The following is a 17,037-nucleotide window of genomic DNA, read 5'->3' as shown; positions in this document are numbered from 1 at the left end:
TTCCCGATCCCCCTACAGAGCCCGCGCGGGGCCGCTTCATCCGATGCGACGGCGCTCAACCGTCCGAGACAGTGATCCTCAGTTCGCTCGTGTACCGCTTGTCCTCCCCGTCCGGGAGCCAGAGCTCGTCCGGAGTGGGCAGCATCTCCGTGAAGGTGAGGGTTCGTTGGGTCTTGCCCTCTGCCAGGGTGTGGACAAGAACATGAGTGAGCAGGGGACTGTGCAGGTCGAGGTAGAGCGGCTTCTGGGCACGGGCCGTCCTCCAGAAGCAGTGCCGGGGCAGACCGTGCGCGGCGGCCACCGCCTGGACTTGCGCGTACAACTGCTCCGGGGACATGCCCCGGCGCGGCAGGAACTCCTCCACCGGTATGCGCCAGCACTCCCGTGCGATCACGAGGCGGTCCACGGTCACCCGCGGGGTGTGCGGTCGTGCGGGCAGCACACGGAATCCTGTGCCGGTCTGGTAGATGAGGTACTCCCCCAGCACCGTCAGGAGCGGCAGCACCGTGCCGTCGAGAAACCGTGCCACCAGCCCGTCCGCGGTCTCCGCCACCTTGACCGAGGACGCCTCGACCGGGTCCGAGGGCACCTGCCGCGCCCCCGCCCGCTCCCCGAGGGACAGATAGGTGTATCGGGACGAGTAGGTGTCGGGGGGCGGGTAGTCGAAGCCCGTCGCCCCGCCGGCCGCACGGTGGTGGAGGGGCACGAACCGGGGCGGGCCGTCCGCGAGCGCCGCCTCCGCCGGGCGCACCACCACCTCGCGCGGATCGGCGGCGCAGCAGGTCATGCTGTCGCAGTCGAACGTGGTCATACCGGGGTGCAGTTCGCCCATGACCGCCTGGTACTCACCGCGGTTGATCGCCTCGACGCTCTCCGCGGCAATCATCACGTCCGGGCTGTGATGGCGCCCGCCGTACCAGACGGGTGCCGGCCCCGCGAACTTCTCGGCGACCGCGGCGGCCAGCTCGGCCGTGCTGTAGGCGAGGCGCCGGGCCGCCGGGTCGGGAGCCAGGATCTCCTCCCACCGGCTGCTGAGCTCCTCCCGGACGGCAGCGCAGCTCGCCTCGTCCCACAGCCTGGCGTCCACCCGGCCGATCAGCGCGTCGAGCGGTACGTCGTCCTTCCCGTACAGGGTGGCGAGTTCGCGGTGACCCACGGTGAGCCAGCCCGTGGCCTCCTCCCCGATCCGTCGGCAGAACCAGCGCGCACTGTCGAGGAGCAGCCCCAGTGGTGGTGCCAGCTCGTCCAGGAGGCCGGTCCCGACGGTCAGGTCCACGGCGCGGCGCTCGGCGCTGACCAGCAGACCGAAGCCCTTCCCGGTGTCCCGCCGGGAGCGGGCGGCGGGCCGCCGCGCCATCTCGGAGTACAGGCGCTCGGCCTCTTCCAGGGTGCGCGAGAGGGTTTCGGCCGTTGCCGCCCCGGCCACGGCGTCGCGCGCGGCGATCAACTGCCCCAGCCCGGAGAGGGCCGTGTCGACGGCCGGCGTCGGCTCCAGCGCCGCGAGCTGGTTCAGCAGCGCCTTCTCCGGTTCCAGGTCCAGCGGTATGTCGAAGGTCCAGGTGATGTAGCCCTCGTCCTCGAGCACGTCGAGCATGTCGAGCGCGGCCGCCTCGTCCCCCAGCGCCGTGCCGATGTCGGCCGCCGTGCGCCGGCCGTCGACCAGCCCGGCCAGGGCGGCCTCCGCCCGGCTCAGCCGTCTCGGGCGCTCACCGCCGCGCAGGAGCGTCCGGCCCATGCGGGCGACGCCCACGACGAGGGCGGGCGGTAGCCGGCGCCGTATCTCCATGGGCCGGGACAGGCTCAGGCCCAGCTCGTGGACGGCCCAGTCCTCGAACATGACGTGCCGCTGGTCGGTGAGCCCGGGGCCGGCCTTCAGCGTCATCGGGGGCCCGTCCTGGAATGTTCCCCAGGCCACCGGCCCGAAGAAGCCGACGCTCTCGTTCCTGGTGTAGTAGCGCTGGAGGTACTGGCCGAGCATACGCGTCTTGAACCGGCGTCCGCGTTCCGCCCGCCGCGCCGTCCGACCGGTGGCGCCCGCCGTCGACGACTCGCCCCTGGTGTGCCGCAGCAGGGAGCCCACGACTTCATCGAGAGCCCGGGGGTTCTGCCACAGCAGCGCCTTGGTGAAGGCGTCCGCGCGCGCCAAGTCCAGAGCCGGGCCGAGGGTTTCGGGGCCGGGAGGCCCCTTCGCGGGACGCTCCCCGCCGACGGCCTCGGTCAGATCTGCCAGGGGAAACGCGGTGCTGCGGAGGACGAATCCCGGCCACACCTTCCACCCGGTACTGCCGAGCCGCAGTCGATCGTCGTCGGACACGTTCACCTCACGCTCACCAGGCCTATGGCGCAAAGAAGTTGGCGAATATGTGTTCGCCTCAAGAACATCTCACCTACTGTGGAGTCACAAGTCGCACGATGGGCCGCAATGACCACGCCGGCCCCATCGAACAAGCCGAACGGACAACATCCGTTGAGGCCGTGTCGGCAAAACGGGGGGAGAGTCAGGGGGATGACAGTCCATGTCACCGTGGTGGATGACGGATCACTCGCCATGCTGGGGGCGATCGGAATACTTCGAAGCGCCTCCGGCTGCCGGTTCGTCGGCAGCCTTGGGGGAATCGATGAACTGACCGAAAGCCAGGAAGCGTCGGACGGCTGCGTGCTGGTGGTCGATCCCTACCTCGACGGCGCCCCGTTCCCGGACGCGCTCTCCGAGGTGACGAAGAGACATCCGGTCCTGGTGATGTCCGCACACACGGGGCACCAGAACGTCCGCCGCGCCCTGCAGTCCGGGGCCCACGGATACGTCAGCAAGGACATCGACTCCTCGACACTCGTCACCGCCGTACAAGCGGTCGGAATCGGAGGGGTGTACCTCGGGCTCTCGGTCGCCGACGTACTGATGCAGGAGTGGGGCGGAGGGCCGCCGCCCGATTTCGGCGAACCGTTGAAGGGCACCGACCTGACCCCCCGTGAGCAGGACGTGCTCACCATGGTGGCGCGGGGGCTGACGCACAAACAGATCGGCACCCGGCTGACCCTGTCCAAGGCCACGGTGGACACGTATGTGCATCGCATCAGGCAGAAGGTGGGGGCCTTCAACAAGGCGGGGCTCACCAGGGTCGCCATGGACATGGGACTCCTGAGCAACCACAGTTGAGCCTGCCTCCCCGGCTCCCACCACACTCGACGGGCTCACCCTCACTCCCTCTCGCCGTACTGAGGGGACGGCCTGTCGAGTATCGCGCGCCGCACCGGCCCGGGACAGTCGACGAAAGCACGGTCGCTCCGGTGGTGACGGCGGTGTCCGGACTCTGATGGTCAGCCAAAAGCTGACTCACAGAAGGGACGTTGCCCGTCCCCCGCCGTCTGCGTAGCGTCTGCCCCTCAATGACGGGACCCCATCCAGGAGCGTGGCCTTGAGCTCGGTACGGCAGGGTGCGGACACGGTGCTCCGTGACGGTTCGGCACGACAGGCCGCGCTCGGTGACCTGGGCGGGGGCGGTGTGGCGGCCTCCTCGCACTGCCTGACCGCCGCCCTGGAGATCAGTGGCCCGGCGGAGGAGTCCGTGATCCGGGCGCGGCTCCACCGAGTCGCCCTCCGGCGTCCCGCGCTGCGCGCGCGCATCGACGCCGATGGATCGCATCAGCCGGTCGACTGCGCCGAGCCTGAGCTGATCCGGGTCACCGTCGAGGCCCCCACTCCCGAGCGGCGGTGGCAGCGGGCCCATGAACTCGCCCGGCAGGAGGCGCACAAGCCCTTCCCCGAAGAACTGATGCCCCGCATCCGGGGGGTCCTGTTCAGCGCCGCTCCCGATCGCCACCTGCTGGTGGTCGGGATCGACCCGCTCGTCTGCGACGCATGGTCGGCCAACCTGGTGGTGGAGCAGCTCCTGGCCGACGGGGACGAGCCGGAGCCCGACGGCTACGAACGCGTACGGCGGGCCAGGCAGGAGTGGCTCGGTGGCGCCGAGGGAGCGGAGACGACAGCCCGCCGGCGCAACGACGTGGCCGGTGCCCTGCGCCACTGGCCCGTGGCAAGGGGCGCGTCCACCAGGAGTCCCACCGTCGTCGAGCAGGTGATTGACCTGGAGGATGGCGTCGCGACCGCGCTGCGGGACCGTGTCCGCCAAGTGCGCGGCACCATGCTGGCCGTGGGTGCGCAGGCCCTGGCGCTGAGCGCCGTCGCCCGGCCGGACGTCCCACTGGCCCTCACCACGACGCTCGCGGCGCGCCTTCCCGCGGAAGAGGCGGTGGTGGGCCGGTTGTCCAACGACGCGGTGCTCGTCGTGCCGACCCGGATCGGCACCGTCAGGGAACATCTGACGGCGATCCGGGACCAGATCTTCGCAGCCCTTCTCGATCAGCGCGTGCCGTACGAGCGGATCGAGGACGCGCTGGACCGCTCGGCCGCCTCGACGGGCGTCTCCTTCTCCCTGCTCTTCCTGCCCGGCACGCTGAGCGGCGGCTCGCAGCGCGACGCGTATCTGGGCGGTGCGCGGGCGACCAGGGCCGCGGTGTCGATCTGTCCGACGGGGGCTGACGTGGACCTGTTCATGGTCGAGCATCCGCCGCCGCGCGGTGACGGGACCCGGCCGATGCTGCGCGTCGGAGCGATGGCCCGTCGTGGAACGGTGTCGGAGGAGGATGTCGACCGCATCCTCCTCCGGTGGACCCGCACCCTGGAACAGCTGGCCGGGCGGGACTGGCAGTCGACACCGGTCGGGGAGCTGGGGCACGTCCCCGGCGACGCCGAGGGCTCCGGTGCCGCGCCATGAGCGACCGGGTCACGGAGGCCTACGTCCGGGAGTCCGCCTCCCCCGGAAGCAGACTGCCGATGCTCCTGGGTGAAGCCCGGCTGCCCCCTGTCCTGACCGCCGCCTACGGAACACGGTTCCTGCCGCGGCCGCTGTTCGTCCAGGACGATCACATGACGCGCTTCGCCGAAGATCTCGTCCGGTTCTACGACCTGATCACCGCGCTGCCCCGCCGCATGTTCGACGGCGACCTGCACAGGTACTGCGCGGCCCTGGGCATCGGTGAGCGCAAGAGGAGACTGGTCACCCGCCTCGGCGGCGGGACTCCGCCCCTCTACGGACGAGCCGATCTGTCGTACGACGGCCGGCGGTTCCAGTTGCTGGAGTTCAACGTCACCAGTGAGATCGGCGGCGTCGAGCGAGGCGGGGAGATCCCCCGTGTGATGGCGGAGGCGGGATGCTTCGCGCCGTTCGCGGCGGAACACGACCTGCGCTACGTCGACACGGGACGCCGCGTCGCCGAAACGCTGAAGACCTTGGCGGGCACGGTGGCCCGGACAGGGGCCGCCGTCGTGGCCGTCCTCGAGGCTCCCGGTGGCCTCGCCGAGAACGGCCCGGGCTGGCAGGCGGTGGCAGCGGTCCTGCGCCGCCACGGACTCGACTGCCTCGTCGCAGAGGTGCAGGAGATCCGGCAGCGCGGCGATCACCTCGTGCTCGACGGCCGCACCGTCGATGTGGTGCTGCGCGGTTTCACCATCGAGGAGCTGCTCGCCCGGAGCGACGGGGAGATCCTGGCCGAGCCGCTCTTTCGCGCGCATGAGGCCGGCACCGCTGTGCTGTGGACACCCATGGAGTCCGGTCTCATCGACAACAAGGGCTGTCTGGCCATGCTGTGCGACCCGTGGCTGCGCGCAGGTCTCTCGGCCGAGGAACTGGAGCTGATCGACCGGGTGCTCCCGTGGACGAGAGCGCTGCACCGGAATCTCGCGGCCGTGGATTCCGCCCTCCTCGATCAGTGCATGGTCCACAGGACGGAACTGATCCTCAAGCCCAACGCGGAGTACGGCGGCGAAGGGGTCGTCGCGGGGTGGGAGGTCTCGGAGCGGGAATGGCACCGCGCCCTCACCTCGGTGGGCCCCGAGGGCGCCGTCGCCCAGCGGCGCGCGGTGCCCCGGCCGGAGTCCGTCGTCGACCCGTTCACCGGCCGGGCCCGGGACTGGCGGGCCGTCTGGGGTCTGTTCCTGACGCCCGAGGGACCCGCGGGAATGGAAGCCCGGGCCGTACCCGACTCCGACGGCGCCGTCGTCGGCCTGAGGACCAACGCGCGGGCGTGCATCGCCGGGGTCTTCACCTTTCCCGGCGCCGGTGCAGCGCCGGAGTCCACCGCGGCGGTACGCGCCTGAACGCATGAGCGGGCTCGGCATGACGGGAGAACCACCCGCGGTTCGCGGGTCACGGTCCCTCAGTACCGGAAAGCCGCGACCCTGGCTCCTCCTTGTATTCATCGGGTGAACTCACCTGCGCAGCAAGAGATTTACGGGTTACACCTCTTGACGCCCGGGGTGGCCGAGAGCACATTGGGCCCACTTTGAGAGCGCTCTCAAACGCGAGGGCGCTGTCGAAGGCACCCGCTCCCCACTCCCCGTACCGAGAGGCCCCCACCCATGAGTGCACCCTCCGGCACTTCCTCCGGCACCTCCTCCGGCAGCCCGTCCGGCCCGCCCCTCGGACGGCGTTCGCTGCGGCGCACGCTGATCGCCGTCCTCGGCACACTCGGCCTGGCGGCGGCCGCCGCGACCGCCGTCACCCTGCCCGCGAACGCCTCCGCCCCCACACCCCCGTCGGGCTGGACGCAGGTCTTCGTCGACGACTTCAACGGCACCGCGGGCACCGGCGTCAGCACGAGCAACTGGCAGTACAGCACCGGGACTTCCTACCCCGGCGGCCCCGCCAACTGGGGCACCGGCGAGGTCGAGACGATGACGAACAGCACCGCCAACGTCTCGCTCGACGGCAACGGCAACCTGCGCATCACCCCGCTGCGCGACTCCGCCGGCAACTGGACCTCGGGCCGGATCGAGACCGTCCGCACCGACTTCCAGCCCCCGGCCGGGGGCAAGCTGCGCGTCGAGGGCCGTATCCAGATGCCGAACGTCACGGGCACGGCGGCCGAGGGCTACTGGCCGGCGTTCTGGGCGCTGGGCGCGCCCTACCGCGGCAACTACCAGAACTGGCCGGCCGTGGGCGAGCTGGACATCATGGAGAACGTCCAGGGCCGCAACCAGGTGTGGGCCACGATGCACTGCGGCGTCAACCCCGGCGGCCCGTGCAACGAGACCACCGGCCTCGGCAACACCCTCGCCTGCCCGAACACCACCTGTCAGTCGGGCTTCCACACCTACACCATGGAGTGGGACCGCTCGGTGAGCCCGGAGACGATCCGCTTCTTCGTCGACGGCACCCAGTTCCACTCGGTCAACGCGGGCCAGATGGACGCGACGACCTGGGCCAACGCCACCAACCACGGCTTCTTCCTCATCCTCAACGTGGCGATGGGCGGCGCCTTCCCGGACGCGTTCGGCGGCGGCCTGGACAGCGGTACGGCCTCCGGGGTCCCCATGGTCGTCGACTACGTGCAGGTGCTGTCGTCCGCCGGGAGCGGTACCACGACACCGCCGCCGTCCGGCACGCGTGACGCCTACGGCACCATCCAGGCCGAGTCGTACAACGGCCAGGGCGGCACGAGCACCGAGACCACGACGGACACCGGCGGCGGCCAGAACATCGGTTCCCTCGCCAACGGCGACTGGGCGCTCTACCAGAACGTGAACTTCGGCTCCACGGCGGCGACCCAGTTCAGCGCCCGGGTCGCCAGCGGTGCGGCGGGCGGGGTCAGCGGACTGGTCGAGGTGCGCCTGGACAGCCGTACCGCCACACCGGTCGGGAGTTTCGCGCTGGCCAACACCGGGGGCTGGCAGTCCTGGCGGACGGTCCCGGCGAACATCAGCGCGGTCACCGGCACCCACGACGTGTACCTGACCTTCACCAGCGGCCAGCCGGCGGACTTCGTGAACGTCAACTGGTTCACCTTCGGGCACTGATCCCGACGGCGACGCCGGGCGGCCTCCTCCGGTCTCCCGGCGTCGACTCTCCCGCCCGGACCCCGATGGTGCGTCACCAGGGCAGCGGGCGCCCGTCCCTGAAGAAGCCCCCGGTGGGCCCGCCGTCCGGCAGCGTGGCCGCCCAGACGATCCCGGCGGCGCCCTCGGCGACCGGCCGTCCGCCCGCGCCGCCCATGTCGGTGGCGACCCAGCCGGGACAGACCGCGTTGACCAGGACGCCGTCGGCGCGCAGCTCGCCCGCCAGCAGCCGGGTGAGCGCGTTGAGCCCGGCCTTGGACACGGAGTAGGCGGGTGTGCCGCCGCTCATCCCGGCCAGCGAGCCGGCCTCGCTGGAGACGTTCACGATCCGCGGGTGCGCACTCGCCCGCAGCAGCGGCGACAGCGCCTGCGCGAGCCGCCAGGGACCGTACAGATTGGTCTCCATGGCCTCGCGAACGACGTCCAGGTCGGCGCTCACGGCACGCTGCCAGGTGTCGTAGGTGATCGCCGCGTTGTTCACCAGCACGTCCAGGCCGCCGAACCGCTCCCGCAGCACCCGGGCGGCGGCCTCGGCGTCGGCCGGGCTCGTGACGTCCAGCCGCAGCGGGTGCGCGCCGGTGCCGAGCCGGGCGGCCGTCTCCTCGGCGGCCCGCGCCGACCGGGCGGTGACCAGCACCGTGTGTCCCAGGCCGAGGAGTTGACGTGCCACCTCGTGTCCCAGCCCGCGGTTCGCTCCGGTCACCAGTGCGATCACTGCCGTACCTCTCCCTCGCCGAGCCTCAGCTCCGCGCGGAACCCGGCGGGCGTCCGCCCCGTGTGCAGCTGGAAGAACTTGGAGAAGTTCGCCGGGTCGGGGAAGCCCACCGCCGCGCCCACGCGGCCGATCGGCAGCCGGGTGTGGGCCAGCAGCCGCTTCGCCTCCAGCACGACCCGTTTGTCGATGAAGCCCTTGGGCGTCTCACCGGTCGCGGCGCGGACCGCGCGTACCAGGGTACGGCGCGAGTAGCCGAGGGCGTCGGCGTAGGCGCTGACGCTGTGGTTGACGGCGAAGTCCTTCTCCACGGCGTCCCGGAAGCGGGTGAACGTGGACTCGGTGCGCCGTCCGGCCTCCGCCGAGCTGGCCGCGAGGTGCGCGAGGCGCAGCAGGAACACGGTGAGGGAGTGCCGCAGCACCGCCGTGTGCAGGCTCGGCGGCAGGGTCGCCGCGTCCTCGTACTCCTGGCGCAGATGGGTCAGCGCGGCCCGCAGGGCGGCGTGTTGCGCGGGGTCGGGGCGGAGCAGGGGCGGCAGGTCGTAGCGGTACAGGCCGGTGGCCTCGACGGTGGCGCGGGGCAGGAAGCCGGGCTGCATGGTCAGCACGGTTCCGCGGTACGCGCTCGGCTCCGAGAAGCGGTGGACCTGCCCGGGGCGGATCCACAGCAGATCGCCGGCGCTCGCCTCGTACTCCGCGAAGTCGATCATGTGGTGGACGGGGCCGTCGTCGAACAGCATCACCACGTGGAAGTCGATGCGGTGGACGCGGTGCAGCGGTGCGTCGGCGTGCCAGGTACGCCCGGTGCCCATGGGCCCGACCTGCATGCCGACACCGCCGACGCTCAGCTCGACGGGGAAGGGGAAGGTCCTGATGCCGTCCCCGTCCCGGGGGTGCTCTTGAGGGTGTCTGTCCGCCATGTCCTTCTCGTGCCGTCCCGCCGCCGCTGCCGGTGTCCCACTTTCACCACAGGCTGACACAGGAAGACCTTCCCCCGTAAAAGTCAGACTTTTACTTTTGAACGCGTCCGAGCAGCTATCCCCCTCACACCGAGGACTTCTTGAAGATGAGCACGCAGACTCCGAACAGCTTCGAGTGGACCGACCTCGACCGGCGTGCCGTCGACACCGCCCGTCTTCTGGCGGCGGACGCCGTGCAGCAGGTGGGCAACGGCCATCCCGGCACCGCGATGAGCCTGGCCCCGGCCGCGTACACGATCTTTCAGAAGGTGATGCGTCACGATCCGGCGGACCCGGAGTGGACCGGCCGTGACCGCTTCGTCCTCTCCCCCGGCCACACCTCGCTGACCCTGTACACCCAGCTGTTCCTCTCCGGCTACGAGCTGGAGCTGGACGACCTGAAGAGCTTCCGCACCCACGGCTCGAAGACCCCGGGCCACCCCGAGTACGGGCACACCGCCGGCGTCGAGACCACCACCGGACCGCTCGGCCAGGGTGTCGCCAACGCCGTCGGCATGGCGATGGCCGCCCGCTACGAGCGTGGTCTGTTCGACCCCGAGGCCCCGCGGGGAGAGTCCCCGTTCGACCACACGATCTGGGCGATCGTCTCCGACGGCGACCTGGAGGAGGGCGTCTCCGCCGAGGCATCCTCGCTCGCCGGCCACCAGAAGCTCGGCAACCTGGTCTTCCTCTACGACGACAACCACATCTCCATCGAGGGCGACACCGCCACCGCGTTCTCCGAGGACGTGCTGAAGCGGTACGAGGCGTACGGCTGGCACGTGCAGCGCGTGGAACCCGCGGAGAGCGGTGACATCGACGTTTCCGCCCTGTACGCGGCCCTCCGGACGGCACGGGACGAGACCTCCCGCCCCTCGATCATCGCGATGCGCACGATCATCGCCTGGCCCGCGCCCACCGCGCAGAACACCGAGGCCTCCCACGGCTCGGCGCTCGGCGCGGAGGAGATCGCCGCCACCAAGCGCGTCCTGGGCTTCGACCCCGAGCGGTCCTTCCAGGTGGACGCCGACGTCCTCGCCCACACCCGCGCCGCCCTGGACCGGGGCGCCGAGGCCCACGCGGCCTGGGACAAGCGGCTCGCCGAGTGGCGCGGCGCGCGGCCCGAGCGGGCGAGCCTCTTCGACCGGATCGTCGCCGGGCAGCTCCCCGAGGGCTGGCAGGACGCGCTGCCGGTGTTCGAGCCCGGCACGTCGGTCGCCACCCGCGCGGCCTCCGGCAAGGTGCTCCAGTCGCTGGGCGCGGTGATCCCGGAGCTGTGGGGCGGCTCCGCCGACCTGGCCGGCTCCAACAACACCACCATCGACAAGACGTCGTCCTTCCTCCCCGAGGGCAACCCGCTGCCCGAGGCCGACCCCTACGGCCGCACGATCCACTTCGGCATCCGCGAGTTCTCGATGGCCGCAGAGATGAACGGCATCGCCCTGCACGGCAACACCCGTGTCTACGGCGGCACGTTCCTCGTGTTCTCCGACTACATGCGCAACGCGGTGCGCATGTCGGCGCTGATGCAGCTGCCGGTGACGTACGTGTGGACGCACGACTCGATCGGCCTCGGCGAGGACGGCCCGACCCATCAGCCGGTCGAGCACCTGGCCTCGCTGCGCGCCATCCCCGGCCTGAACCTCGTCCGCCCCGCCGACGCCAACGAGACGGCGATCGCCTGGGCCGAGATCCTCGAGCGGCACGCCACCCGCCCGGCCCCGCACGGACTGGCCCTCACCCGCCAGGGCGTCCCGGTCTACGCGCCCAACCCCGATGCGGCGAAGGGCGGTTACGTCCTCGTCGACTCCTCCACCGGGACGCCGGACGTCGTCCTCATCGCCACCGGCTCCGAGGTGCGGCTCGCGGTCGCCGCCCGGGAGGCGCTGGAGGCCGAGGGGATCGGCACGCGCGTGGTGTCGATGCCGTCCGTGGAGTGGTTCGAGGAGCAGCCGCGGGAGTACCGCGAGAGCGTGCTGCCGCCGGCCGTGAAGGCCCGGGTCGCGGTCGAGGCGGGCATCGGCCTGACCTGGCACCGCTTCGTGGGCGACGCCGGACGCATCGTCTCCCTGGAGCACTTCGGTGCCTCCGCCGACGCCGACACCCTGTTCGCCGAGTACGGGTTCACGCCCGAGAACGTCGCCGCGGCGGCGAGGGAATCCCTCGCCGCAGCGCGTGGTTGATCCGAACGCCAGAAAGAAGATGATCACAGTGACCGAAGCAACCGCGCCCGCGGAAGCCCTGAAGCGCCTCTCCGACGAAGGCGTCTCCATCTGGCTGGACGACCTGTCGCGCGAGCGGATCCGGTCCGGCAACCTCGCCGAACTTCTCGCCACGCGCCACGTCGTCGGTGTCACCACCAACCCGTCCATCTTCCAGGCCGCCATCGGCACCGGTGAGGGCTACGAGGACCAGCTCGCCGACCTGGCCGTGCGCGGCGTGACGGTGGACGAGGCCGTCCGGATGATGACGACCGCGGACGTGCGGGCCGCCGCCGACATCCTGGACGCCACCTACACCGCCACGGACGGCCGCGACGGCCGGGTCTCCATCGAGGTCGACCCGCGGCTCGCCCACGACACGGCGGCCACCGTCGCCGAGGCCAAGCAGCTCGCCTGGCTCGTCGACCGCCCCAACGTCATGATCAAGATCCCGGCGACGAAGGCCGGTCTCCCGGCGATCACCGAGGTCATCGGCCTCGGCATCAGCGTCAACGTCACGCTGATCTTCTCGCTGGAGCGCTACCGCGAGGTCATGGCCGCCTACCTGGCGGGGCTCGAGAAGGCCCTGGAGAACGGTGTCGACCTCTCCACCGTCCACTCCGTGGCGTCCTTCTTCGTCTCCCGCGTGGACGCCGAGATCGACGGGCGGCTGACCGCCCTCGGCACCGACCGGGCCCTCGCGCTCAAGGGGAAGGCCGCGCTCGCCAACGCGCGGCTGGCCTACGAGGCCTACGAGGAGGTCTTCGCGGGCGACCGCTGGACCGCCCTGGCCGGCGCGAAGGCCAACCGGCAGCGTCCGCTGTGGGCGTCCACCGGGGTGAAGGACCCCGCCTACAAGGACACGCTGTACGTGGACGAGCTGGTCGCCCCCGGCACCGTCAACACCATGCCCGAGGCCACCCTGAACGCCACCGCCGACCACGGTGACATCACCGGCGACACGGTGACCGGCGGCTATGCCCAGGCCCGCGCCGACCTGGCCGCCGTGGAGGCCCTCGGCATCTCCTACGACGAGGTCGTCACCCGGTTGGAGGACGAGGGTGTCGCCAAGTTCGAGGTGGCGTGGGAGGACTTGCTGAACACGGTCACGAAATCGCTGACGAGCAGGGCAGCCGACGTGAACAAGGGAGCTGACGCGGAATGAGCACCATCCCTGTGTGGGACAACCCGCTGCGCGATGCCCGCGACCGGCGTCTGCCCCCTATCGCCGGCCCGTCCGGCCTGGTCATCTTCGGTGTGACGGGCGACCTGTCCCGCAAGAAGCTGATGCCGGCCGTCTACGACCTCGCCAACCGCGGCCTGCTGCCGCCGGGCTTCTCGCTCGTCGGGTTCGCCCGCCGTGACTGGGAGGACGAGGACTTCGCGCAGATCGTCCACGACGCGGTCCGCGAGCACGCGCGCACGCCGTTTCGCGAGGAGGTCTGGCAGCAGCTCGCCGAGGGCATGCGGTTCATCCCGGGCGACTTCGACGACGACGACGCGTTCAAGCAGCTCAAGACGGCCGTCGAGGAGCTGGACGCCTCCCAGGGCACCGGCGGCAACTTCGCCTTCTACCTCTCCGTGCCGCCCAAGTTCTTCCCGAAGGTCGTCGAACAGCTCAAGAAGCACGGGCTGGCGAAGGCGCCGGAGGGCTCCTGGCGGCGGGCGGTCATCGAGAAGCCGTTCGGGCACGACCTGGCGAGCGCCCGCGAGCTGAACGCGGTCGTGCACGATGTGTTCGAGCCGGACCAGGTGTTCCGTATCGACCACTACCTGGGCAAGGAGACGGTCCAGAACATCCTGGCGCTGCGCTTCGCCAACACGATGTTCGAACCGATCTGGAACCGCTCGTACGTCGACCACGTGCAGATCACGATGGCCGAGGACATCGGCATCGGCGGCCGCGCGGGCTACTACGACGGCATCGGCTCGGCCCGGGACGTCATCCAGAACCATCTGCTCCAGCTCATGGCCCTCACCGCCATGGAGGAGCCGGCCTCCTTCGACGCGGCCTCGCTGCTCACCGAGAAGCTCAAGGTGCTCAAGGCCGTGAAGCTGCCGGAGGACCTGGGCGACCACACGGTGCGGGCGCAGTACGCGGCCGCCTGGCAGGGCGGCGAGAAGGTGCGCGGCTACCTTCAGGAGGACGGCATCGACCCGGCCTCCACGACCGACACGTTCGCCGCCGTGAAGCTGAACGTCGACAACCGCCGCTGGGCGGGCGTCCCGTTCTATCTGCGCACCGGCAAGCGGCTGGGCCGCCGGGTCACCGAGATCGCGGTCGTCTTCCAGCGGGCGCCGCACTCCCCGTTCGACTCCACCGCCACCGAGGAACTGGGCCAGAACGCGATCGTCATCCGCGTCCAGCCCGACGAGGGCATCACCGTGCGCTTCGGCTCCAAGGTGCCGGGCACCTCGATGGAGATCCGGGACGTCACGATGGACTTCGCCTACGGCGAGTCCTTCACGGAGTCCAGCCCGGAGGCGTACGAGCGCCTCATCCTGGACGTGCTGCTCGGCGACGCCAACCTGTTCCCGCGCCACCAGGAAGTGGAAGAGTCCTGGAAGATCCTCGACCCGATCGAGGAGTACTGGGCGACACACGGCAAGCCGGCGCAGTACACGTCGGGAAGCTGGGGACCCGAGGAAGCCGACGAGATGCTCGCACGAGACGGACGGAGCTGGCGCAGGCCATGAAGATCGACCTGACCGACACCACGGCAAGCAAGATCAACAAGGCGCTGGTGCAGGGGCGCCGCGCCATCGGCACCCCCGCCGTGGGCATGGTCCTGACGATGGTGATCGTCACGGACGAGGAGAACGCCTACGACTCGATCAAGGCGGCGGAGGAGGCCTCGCACGAGCACCCCTCGCGCACCCTGGTCGTCATCAAGCGGCACGCCCGCACCCCGCGGGAGCGCACCCAGTCGCGGCTGGACGCCGAGGTCCGGGTGGGTTCCGAGGCCGGCACCGGCGAGACGGTCGTCCTGCGGACCTACGGCGAGGTGTCCGACCACGCCGACTCCGTCGTCCTGCCGCTGCTGCTGCCGGACGCGCCGGTCGTCGTCTGGTGGCCGGTGGACGCGCCGGAGAACCCCTCCAAGGACCCGCTGGGCGCGCTGGCCCAGCGCCGGATCACCGACCTGTACGCCGTCGAGAACCCGCTGGAGGCGCTGCGGAACCGCATCCGCTCCTACGCCCCCGGCGACACCGACCTCGCCTGGACCCGGCTGACCCCGTGGCGCTCGATGCTGGCGGCGGCCCTGGACCAGGCCCGGGTGCCGATCGTGTCGGGCGCGGTGGAGGCCGAGGCGGACAACCCGGCGGCCGAGCTGCTGGCCCGCTGGCTGGAGGCACGGCTGAACGTGACGATCGACCGGGTCGTCACCGCGGGACCGGTGGTCACGGCCGTGCGCCTGGGCACCGCGGACGGCGACATCGTCATCGACCGCCCCGAGGGCCCCCTGGCCACGCTCTCCCTGCCGGGCCAGCCCTCGCGCACCCTCGCGCTGAAGGTCCGCACCACCTCCGAACTCATCGCCGAGGAGCTGCGGCGCCTCGACGCGGACGAGATGTACGCCGTCGCCCTGCGGGGCGAGGGCACCAAGGAGACCTCCTTCCATGTCTGAGTCACCCCTGCTCACGCGGCGGCCCGAGTGGACCGCGCTGGAGGACCACCGCGCCCAGTGGCGGACGCGGCTGCGCGAGCTGTTCGCGGCGGACCCCGGGCGGGCGGAGCGGTACGTGGTGCGCGTCGGTGACCTGCGCATCGACTACTCCAAGAACCTGGTCACCGACGAGACGCTGGCCCTGCTCCGGGAACTCGCCACCGCCACCGACGTGTTCGGGCTGCGGGACGCCATGTTCCGCGGCGAGAAGATCAACATCACCGAGGACCGCGCGGTGCTGCACACCGCGCTGCGCGCCCCGCGCGACGCGGTGATCGAGGTCGACGGCGAGAACGTCGTGCCCCGGGTGCACCAGGTCCTCGACAAGATGAGCGTCTTCGCCGAGGAGGTCCGCTCCGGGCGCTGGACCGGCCACACCGGCAAGCGCATCAGGAACGTCGTCAACATCGGGATCGGCGGCTCCGACCTCGGCCCCGCGATGGCCTACGAGGCGCTGCGGGCGTACACGGACCGCTCGCTGACCTTCCGGTTCGTCTCGAACGTCGACGGCGCCGATCTCCACGAGGCGGTCCGGGACCTGGACCCGGCGGAGACGCTGTTCATCGTCGCGTCCAAGACCTTCACCACCATCGAGACGATCACCAACGCCACCTCCGCCCGCTCCTGGCTGGTCAAGGGCCTGGGCGGGGACGACAAGGCCGTCGCGAAGCACTTCGTCGCGCTGTCGACGAACGAGGAGAAGGTCACCGCGTTCGGCATCGACCCGGCCAACATGTTCGAGTTCTGGGACTGGGTCGGCGGCCGCTATTCGTTCGACTCGGCGATCGGCCTGTCCCTGATGATCGCCATCGGCCCGGCGGACTTCCGGGAGCTGCTGGACGGCTTCCGCATCGTCGACGACCACTTCCGCACCGCGCCCGCCGAGGCCAACGCCCCGCTGCTGCTGGGCCTGTTGGGCATCTGGTACGGCAACTTCTTCGACGCGCAGTCGCACGCGGTGCTGCCGTACTCGCACTACCTGTCGAAGTTCACCGCCTACCTCCAGCAGCTCGACATGGAGTCCAACGGCAAGTCGGTGGACCGCGAGGGCCGGCCCGTGGGGTGGCAGACCGGTCCGGTGGTGTGGGGCACGCCCGGCACCAACGGGCAGCACGCGTACTACCAGTTGATCCACCAGGGCACGAAGCTGATCCCGGCGGACTTCATCGGCTTCGCCCGGCCGGTCGCCGAGCTGAGCGGTGAACTCGCCGCGCAGCACGACCTGTTGATGGCCAACTTCTTCGCCCAGACGCAGGCCCTGGCCTTCGGCAAGACGCCGGAGGAGGTCCGCGCGGAGGGCGTGCCGGAGGAGCTGGTCGCGCACAAGACGTTCAAGGGCGACCACCCCACGACGACCGTTCTCGCCCGTGAGCTGACCCCGTCGGTCCTCGGCCAGCTCATCGCCCTATACGAGCACAAGGTGTTCGTGCAGGGCGCCGTCTGGGGCATCGACTCCTTCGACCAGTGGGGCGTGGAGCTGGGCAAGGTCCTCGCCAAGCGCGTCGAACCCGCCCTGACCGAAGGCGCCCACGTCCCCGGTCTGGACCCCTCCACCGCCGCCCTCGTGGCCGCCTACCGTGAACTCAGGAAGTAGTGAACTGAC

At 70.8% G+C, this 17,037-nt stretch carries 12 protein-coding genes; 9 read left to right on the top strand and 3 right to left on the bottom strand.

Annotated elements, in window-relative coordinates; translation table 11 throughout:
• Positions 1 to 55 precede the first annotated feature (55 nt).
• Positions 56 to 2,314 (bottom strand): lantibiotic dehydratase, encoded by a 2,259-nt coding sequence (locus tag ACZ6D7_RS07870; RefSeq protein ID WP_469485146.1) that lies wholly within the window; start codon positions 2,312 to 2,314, stop codon positions 56 to 58.
• A 192-nt stretch (positions 2,315 to 2,506) separates the two neighbouring features.
• On the opposite strand from ACZ6D7_RS07870, the gene ACZ6D7_RS07865 reads away from it, so the two are divergent.
• The 4 genes from ACZ6D7_RS07865 (at position 2,507) to ACZ6D7_RS07850 (ending at position 7,855) form a co-directional block, all read left to right on the top strand.
• Positions 2,507 to 3,157, top strand: coding sequence for a LuxR C-terminal-related transcriptional regulator (locus ACZ6D7_RS07865; RefSeq protein WP_469485143.1), 651 nt, complete (start codon positions 2,507 to 2,509; stop codon positions 3,155 to 3,157).
• 259 nt (positions 3,158 to 3,416) lie between these two features.
• Positions 3,417 to 4,775, top strand: coding sequence for a hypothetical protein (locus ACZ6D7_RS07860; protein ID WP_469485140.1), 1,359 nt, complete (start codon positions 3,417 to 3,419; stop codon positions 4,773 to 4,775).
• Entirely contained in the window at positions 4,772 to 6,157 is a 1,386-nt protein-coding gene (locus ACZ6D7_RS07855; protein ID WP_469485137.1) for a hypothetical protein, read from the top strand. Before ACZ6D7_RS07860 ends, ACZ6D7_RS07855 begins: the two co-directional genes overlap by 4 nt.
• Positions 6,158 to 6,418: 261 nt before the next feature.
• Positions 6,419 to 7,855 (top strand): glycoside hydrolase family 16 protein, encoded by a 1,437-nt coding sequence (locus tag ACZ6D7_RS07850; RefSeq protein ID WP_469485134.1) that lies wholly within the window; start codon positions 6,419 to 6,421, stop codon positions 7,853 to 7,855.
• Positions 7,856 to 7,928: 73 nt separating this feature from the next.
• On the opposite strand, the gene ACZ6D7_RS07845 is transcribed toward ACZ6D7_RS07850, so the two are convergent.
• Positions 7,929 to 8,609, bottom strand: a complete 681-nt coding sequence (locus ACZ6D7_RS07845; protein WP_469485131.1) for an SDR family oxidoreductase — start codon at positions 8,607 to 8,609, stop codon at positions 7,929 to 7,931.
• Complete coding sequence (locus ACZ6D7_RS07840; protein WP_469485128.1) at positions 8,606 to 9,526, bottom strand: helix-turn-helix domain-containing protein; 921 nt, start codon at positions 9,524 to 9,526, stop codon at positions 8,606 to 8,608. Before ACZ6D7_RS07840 ends, ACZ6D7_RS07845 begins: the two co-directional genes overlap by 4 nt.
• Before the next feature lie 146 nt (positions 9,527 to 9,672).
• Here ACZ6D7_RS07840 and tkt point away from each other — a divergent pair, with 146 nt between their 5' ends.
• The 5 genes from tkt to pgi are packed head-to-tail and all read left to right on the top strand — an operon-like array spanning position 9,673 to position 17,028.
• Complete coding sequence (gene tkt / locus ACZ6D7_RS07835; RefSeq protein WP_469485125.1) at positions 9,673 to 11,748, top strand: transketolase; 2,076 nt, start codon at positions 9,673 to 9,675, stop codon at positions 11,746 to 11,748.
• A 19-nt stretch (positions 11,749 to 11,767) separates the two neighbouring features.
• Positions 11,768 to 12,931, top strand: a complete 1,164-nt coding sequence (tal, locus tag ACZ6D7_RS07830; protein WP_469485121.1) for a transaldolase — start codon at positions 11,768 to 11,770, stop codon at positions 12,929 to 12,931.
• Complete coding sequence (gene zwf, locus ACZ6D7_RS07825; RefSeq protein ID WP_469485118.1) at positions 12,928 to 14,463, top strand: glucose-6-phosphate dehydrogenase; 1,536 nt, start codon at positions 12,928 to 12,930, stop codon at positions 14,461 to 14,463. The genes tal and zwf overlap by 4 nt, the downstream gene beginning before the upstream one ends.
• Entirely contained in the window at positions 14,460 to 15,395 is a 936-nt protein-coding gene (gene opcA, locus ACZ6D7_RS07820) for a glucose-6-phosphate dehydrogenase assembly protein OpcA (RefSeq protein WP_469485115.1), read from the top strand. Before zwf ends, opcA begins: the two co-directional genes overlap by 4 nt.
• Positions 15,388 to 17,028 carry a glucose-6-phosphate isomerase gene (gene pgi, locus ACZ6D7_RS07815; protein WP_469485112.1) on the top strand — a complete coding sequence of 547 codons (1,641 nt, stop codon included), beginning with the start codon at positions 15,388 to 15,390 and terminating at the stop codon, positions 17,026 to 17,028. Before opcA ends, pgi begins: the two co-directional genes overlap by 8 nt.
• Positions 17,029 to 17,037 lie beyond the last annotated feature (9 nt).

The sequence above is a fragment of the Streptomyces sp. NPDC041784 genome (genome assembly GCF_055591025.1).
The sequence above is the reverse complement of the archived record's forward strand: the minus strand, read 5'-3'. Positions and strand labels throughout refer to the sequence as shown.

What these genes read in the sequence shown, in the direction of transcription:
- opcA (WP_469485115.1), top strand. Translation starts at nt 14,460, where the DNA reads ATGAAGATCGACCTGACCGACACCACGGCAAGCAAGATCAACAAGGCG.
- ACZ6D7_RS07840 (WP_469485128.1), bottom strand. Translation starts at nt 9,526, where the DNA reads ATGGCGGACAGACACCCTCAAGAGCACCCCCGGGACGGGGACGGCATC.
- ACZ6D7_RS07865 (WP_469485143.1), top strand. Translation starts at nt 2,507, where the DNA reads ATGACAGTCCATGTCACCGTGGTGGATGACGGATCACTCGCCATGCTG.
- pgi (WP_469485112.1), top strand. Translation starts at nt 15,388, where the DNA reads ATGTCTGAGTCACCCCTGCTCACGCGGCGGCCCGAGTGGACCGCGCTG.
- ACZ6D7_RS07855 (WP_469485137.1), top strand. Translation starts at nt 4,772, where the DNA reads ATGAGCGACCGGGTCACGGAGGCCTACGTCCGGGAGTCCGCCTCCCCC.
- tkt (WP_469485125.1), top strand. Translation starts at nt 9,673, where the DNA reads ATGAGCACGCAGACTCCGAACAGCTTCGAGTGGACCGACCTCGACCGG.
- zwf (WP_469485118.1), top strand. Translation starts at nt 12,928, where the DNA reads ATGAGCACCATCCCTGTGTGGGACAACCCGCTGCGCGATGCCCGCGAC.
- tal (WP_469485121.1), top strand. Translation starts at nt 11,768, where the DNA reads ATGATCACAGTGACCGAAGCAACCGCGCCCGCGGAAGCCCTGAAGCGC.
- ACZ6D7_RS07850 (WP_469485134.1), top strand. Translation starts at nt 6,419, where the DNA reads ATGAGTGCACCCTCCGGCACTTCCTCCGGCACCTCCTCCGGCAGCCCG.